The sequence below is a fragment of the Dolichospermum sp. LEGE 00246 genome, from assembly GCF_015207865.1.
GTDB lineage: Bacteria > Cyanobacteriota > Cyanobacteriia > Cyanobacteriales > Nostocaceae > Dolichospermum > Dolichospermum heterosporum.
This window is the reverse complement of the sequence record NZ_JADEWA010000336.1, coordinates 1-6007: the sequence shown is the minus strand read 5'-3', so window position 1 is coordinate 6007 and position 6007 is coordinate 1. Positions and strand designations below refer to the sequence as shown.

Genomic DNA, 6007 nt, shown 5'->3' with positions numbered 1-6007 from the left:
TCCCAGGATTAGTCACTGGTTTGATTTAAAAAAATTAATCAATCCAGATATTACCAGAAATTAATTCACCAGGTCAATAAAATGATAGATGCTCCTATTCCCCAACTCAATGATTGTAGTTCAACAATCCTACTTAACTATTTTGAAAATTCCTGGGAAATGGAAGAAACCTTAATGAAAAGTGTAATTAAGGAAGAAACCTTCTATCTAAATCCCGATCCTTTAAGAAATAAATTAATTTTCTACCTTGGACATTCGGCTGTTTTTTATATCAATAAATTAATGCAGGTGGGATTAATCAAACATCGGATTAACTCCCAATATGAAACCCTATTTGAAATTGGCGTTGATCCAGAAACACCGACAGAATTAGAAGTAGCCATTCAAGGAGTTAATTGGCCTGATCTTCAAAAAGTTTGGGAATATCGAGACAAAGCTAGATCAGAAATTACCGCAATTATTCATCAAACTCCTTTAAATTTACCCATTCATCAACAGCATCCTATCTGGGCTTTATTAATGGGAATAGAACATAGTCGCATTCACCTAGAAACCTCATCTATGCTGCTGCGTCAATTACCTATTGAGAACTTAAACCGTCCCCAAGGATGGAATTATGCACCTGCTAATCGAGAAATTCCCCATAATCAAATGCGAGAAATTCCTGGTGGTATAGTGAAATTAGGAAAACGCCAAGATGATTTAACTTTTGCTTGGGATAGTGAATATGGTGATTTAGAAGGAGAAGTCCCACCATTTTTAGCAAGTCAATATCTGATTACCAATGGAGAATTTTTAGAATTTGTCCAAGCCGGTGGGTACAATAATATCAATTATTGGCATACTGAATCTTGGGCATGGAAACAACTCTACAATATCCAACATCCTAAATTCTGGATATACCAAGAAAATAACTATCGCTATCGTGCCACATTTGATGAACTAGATTTACCTTTAGATTGGCCAGTGGAAGTTAACCATTATGAAGCAATAGCTTATTGTCGCTGGAAAGGTAAAAACACTCGGTTAATGACAGAAGCAGAATGGAATCAAGCATTAACAATATCGGAAGATTCTAGTTTAGGAAATAATTATAATCTCAACTTACAATTTATTTCCCCAACTCCTGTGGGAATGTTTTCAGGAAATCATCAATCTGGACTTTCTGACTTACGGGGTAATGTTTGGGAATGGTTAGGCGAAACATTTAAACCCTTACCAGGATTTCAACCTCATCATCTTTATGCAGATCAATCTGCACCCTTTTTTGATAATAAACATTTTATGATGTTGGGCGGTTCTTGGGCAACGAATGGTACAATGGCCTTACCTTGTTATCGTAACTGGTTTCGTCCTTATTTTTATCAGCACGTCGGTTTTAGAGTGGCTGAAAGTTTGGATTAAATATAAAATCGAGATCCCCGACTTCTGAATATTAATTGGTAATTTATTTACAAAAATACAAAAGAAGTCGGGGATCTTATAGCCACCTTAGAGGATTTAGAAAATGATTACACAACCTTTAACCGTTTTAGATCATCATTATCAAGAGTTAAGTATTGATGGTAAAGATGTCATTAGGGGGTTAACTGAAAAACCGAAAAGTTTACCACCTAAATATTTTTACGATGATCCTGGTTCTCAATTATTTGAACAAATTTGTGAGTTACCAGAATATTATCCGACTCGCACAGAAGCCTGGATTTTACAACAGTATGCTGATGAAATTGCCGAAATTACAAATTGTTGTGAGTTAATAGAATTAGGTAGTGGCAGTTCTACTAAAACTCAAGCTTTATTAACTGCTTATCAGAAAATTTCTGGTAATTGTAGATATCTGCCTATTGATGTCAGCGGAGGGATTCTCAAAACTAGTGTTTTACAGTTACAAGAAAAGTATCCTGATATTGCTATTCATGGATTATTGGGAACTTATGAACAAGCTTTAGTTCATCTAGAATCGAATTATTTACAATCGCGGATGTTGTTTTTTCTGGGAAGTTCTTTAGGCAATTTTAACCCGGAAGAATGTGATATTTTCTTAAATCAAGTTTCTCAAACTTTACAACCAGGAGATTACTTTCTACTGGGTATTGATTTACAAAAACCTACAGATATTCTAGAAGCAGCTTATAACGACAGTCAAGACGTAACTGCTGCTTTTAATTTGAATATGCTTTCTCATTTGAATTGGCGTTTTCAAGGTAACTTTGATATCAGTTTGTTTAGACATCAAGCAGTTTATAATCAAGTTGATCATCAAATTGAGATGTATTTACATTGCCAAAAAAGTCATTGGGTTAACTTGGAAATTTTGGATTTAAAGGTGCATTTTCTAGAGGGAGAAAGTATATTAACAGAAATTTCTCGCAAGTTTGATTTAAGAACAATGGAAACACAATTACAAAGTAAAGGATTAAATACTGTCAAAACTTGGACAGATGAAAAAGGATGGTTTGGTTTGATTCTTTGTCAAGTTGAATAAGTTTTGTGTCAGCATTCAGGATTCAATAGTTAAAATTTTTGAAAAATTCTGAATGCTGATATCATGATAATGATGTCATTATCAAATGATATAAAATTAACCGACTCAAATATCTATCAGGGTAAATCATGGAAATTATCTGGAACACGCTCAAAAATATCAATTATTCCAATATTCCCATTGCTAAAATTGCTGCTGTTCTCATCATTCTAACGTTGACACAGACATTACGAAGATTTTTTCTGGCAGTTATAATTAAAACCATTGAAAGCTTCACTAAAAAAACAGAGACTACCCTTGATGATGAATTAATTGCTATTATCAAACCTGCGATAAATTGGCTAATTCTTATTGGTGGATTTTGGCTGAGTAAGGAGATTATTGCCGATAACTTAGGCTCTCAATTAAGCGAGACAATTAGTAGATTTTTAAACTTAATAGTTCTCTTTATAGTTGCCTATGTTGTTTATCGTAGTTCTTCAATTTTAGGACAAGTAATTGCTAACATAGTGCTGCATACGGAAACTGAACTTGATGAATTGCTCAGACCTTTGATGCCGAAAATCTTTCAATCGGCAGCAATTATTGTCTTAACAATTAAAATCAGCGAGATATTTTTAGGACAATCAGCAGCAGCACTTGTGGGTTTAATTGGTGGTGCTGGTATCACATTAGGGTTACTCTTCAAAGACATTGTTTATGACTGGTTTTGTACAATTATTATCTACTCCGATAATCTTTATCGAGAAGGTGATTGGGTGGGAATAGCAGGAATAGATGGTTTTGTGCAGATTCTCAATATTGGATTTAGAACTACAACACTGCATCTAGCTAAGTGGGGTTCTATCATGAAAATGCCCAATTCTAAAATGATTTCTGGAATTGTGGAAAATTGGTCACAAAATCCAGGGGAAGAATTAAAGTGGGGACTGAATTTAATTCTTAAAATTGATGGTATTTCCTCACAACAAACCGCGAGAATTTGTGATGCTATTCAACAAATGCCAAAATCTATTCCTGGTTGTTCTCCCTCCTGTACAGTGCGCTTCAAAAAAATTGAACAGAATGCTCGTGTGATTGAAATAATGGCATTTGTGAATGATGATAATCTCTACTTTGATGCTGAGAAAAACTTAAATTTAGCCATCTTAGAACTTTTAGAACAAGAGGGTATTGATTCTCTGTATGTAGAGTTGAGAACAGAACCAGAAAAATATAAACCGATGCAAAACAGCAACAATTAAAAAAGTTCAGAATAGATATACCCGAATTATTTGATGATTTGGGTATCATGAAAATGGGGAAATTACCTAACTATGAACCTGTTAATTATTTTAGCTGAAGTCGGCATTATCATACTTATTTTTCTCTTATTAAGATCGCTTGCAGGTAAGTTATTCAAGCTATTGGTGAGATTATCAATATTGAAAGGTGACGATATAAAAATCAAAATCCTGCGCCGCAATATCACTGGTTTGTTGTTAGTTAGTTGCATATTATTGTGTATTTTGATTGTCGGTGCTAATGGTTTTCTGATCTATCGGGGTGAAAACCTTCAACAATATATAATAAACCTGATTCGCAAGATTCCATCAGGATTTTGGATGGGATTAGGAATTGGTATTGCTGAAAGTGGTGGTGTTGTAATTGCAGCAATATTCGCTCTAAAAGCAATCAAATATTGGTTGAAAATAGCTAGTAATCGCGCTAAGAAATTAGATCAAAACACCGCAGACGATGAAAGTATTGATGCTTTTTTCACCGCACTCAATCAAAGAATCAAAGGGGGAATTTGGTTATGGGTTATGATTGCTTGTACCCAATTTCTCAAATTACCCGCAGTAGCTTCTGAATATCTATATATCGCACTACGAATCTATCTGATCATTGGTGTGGGATTACTCATTCTCAAAGCAGTTGCGGCAATTGTTGATATTCTAGATGTTCTGAGTGTCAGATACTCCAGTCCTGATAATCTGTTGAGATTTTATGATGGTCTCCAACACCTGATTCCCTTTTTGAAACGGTGTTTGGAATTTGTGATTTACGTCTGCACTGTCACATTGGTAGTTCAGCAGGTGCAGTTAATAGACAAACTGGCCACTTTTGGTTTGAAAATCATCAAAATCATCGCTATTATTTTCATAAGTCGTGTGATATTTGAGGTGATTTACTTACTGCTAGAAGAGGTGCTGTTCAAAGACCAGGATTTGACTGACATCCAAAAAAGCAGACGTTTAACTATGATTCCTTTGTTTCGTAGTTTGTTGCAATATTTAATTTACTTCAGTGTTGCGGTTTCCATTCTCTATATTCTCGATATTAATCCTACTCCTATTCTGGCAGGTGCTGGGATTGTTGGTATTGCTGTGGGGTTAGGCGCACAAACACTAATTAATGATATAGTTTGTGGCTTTTTTATTCTTTTTGAAAACTACTATTTGGTAGGTGACTATATTGAGGCTGGGAAAGCTGAAGAGAAAACAGTAGAAGGTACTGTTGAAGCTATTGAACTGAGAACTACCCGTATTAGACATCCTAATGGTCAATTACAGATTATTCGTAATGGAGATATTGGCTCAATTACCAATTACTCCAAACAGTACATATTTGCAGTAGTGGAAGTTTATGTACCTTACGATTCTAATTTAACTCATATATATCAAGTGATTGAAGAAATAGGACAACAGTTAAAAACAAATGATCCTGATGTCCTTGAACCCACTCTAGTAGATGGTGTAGAAAGTATGGGTGAATCTAATTTGTTGCTGCGAACATTGACAAAGGTAAAGCCGGGAAAACATATTCAGATCCAGCGAATTTTGCGGAAGATATTTATGGATACTTTATTGATGGAAGGTATTCTACTTCCTGCTGGTAATGAAAATAGGGAAAATTAATTTGGTATACTCTTTTTCTCTCAAGTTCTCATCTCTAAAAATTTGGTTAAATTAGGTCGGTAGTCAATACTGCTCGGTTAAGCCTGAAAATTCATCATATGGTAGGCTGAAGGGTTAAAATAGAAGCTGAAACCCAATGACCTCGTTCGATGTCTTGAGAAATCCCAAATCCATTGTTTCGAGTATAATCCTTTATTTATAGGTGTTTCAGGGGTTTTCTGCACCACCAAGTATGGTAGGTTGGGTTGTGAAACGTAACCGTTCGCGGAGCAATCGGAACGCAACCCAACAAAATCCTTGATAATGTTGGGTTGAGCGATAGCGAAACCCAACCTACATTTCCTTAACCGACAAGTATTGGGTCGGTAGTTAAGTTTTGTTTTTGAAATTTTTCTTAAATTCACCAAAAATGATATTGTCTAAAACAACGTGATCAAGATACTTCTTTACATCTTGAATTATCTTATCTCTAAACATTGACTGAGATGATTTTTATGGGTTACAAAAATGAAAAAGTTCTTTAATTGCTGTTTTGAGTTAGAATTTTATCTCAAAATTGCCATTAGTTGTACAATTACTCAACAGTTATTTTTTTTGCTGTTAAATAAGCTCAAACTAAATT

General features: G+C 34.7%; 4 protein-coding genes. All 4 read left to right on the top strand.

The window, feature by feature from the left end; all coding sequences use genetic code 11:
* The first annotated feature begins 81 nt into the window (after nt 1–81).
* On the top strand, nt 82–1404 hold the full coding sequence (gene ovoA / locus IQ228_RS19015) for a 5-histidylcysteine sulfoxide synthase (protein WP_027400816.1): 1323 nt from the start codon (nt 82–84) through the stop codon (nt 1402–1404).
* A 103-nt stretch (nt 1405–1507) separates the two neighbouring features.
* Nucleotides 1508–2485, top strand: coding sequence for an L-histidine N(alpha)-methyltransferase (gene egtD / locus IQ228_RS19010; protein WP_027400817.1), 978 nt, complete (start codon nt 1508–1510; stop codon nt 2483–2485).
* Nucleotides 2486–2613: 128 nt separating this feature from the next.
* Nucleotides 2614–3729: a mechanosensitive ion channel family protein gene (locus IQ228_RS19005; protein ID WP_027400818.1), complete on the top strand. Its 1116-nt coding sequence runs from the start codon at nt 2614–2616 to the stop codon at nt 3727–3729.
* Nucleotides 3730–3801: 72 nt separating this feature from the next.
* Nucleotides 3802–5385: a mechanosensitive ion channel family protein gene (locus IQ228_RS19000; protein ID WP_027400819.1), complete on the top strand. Its 1584-nt coding sequence runs from the start codon at nt 3802–3804 to the stop codon at nt 5383–5385.
* Nucleotides 5386–6007 lie beyond the last annotated feature (622 nt).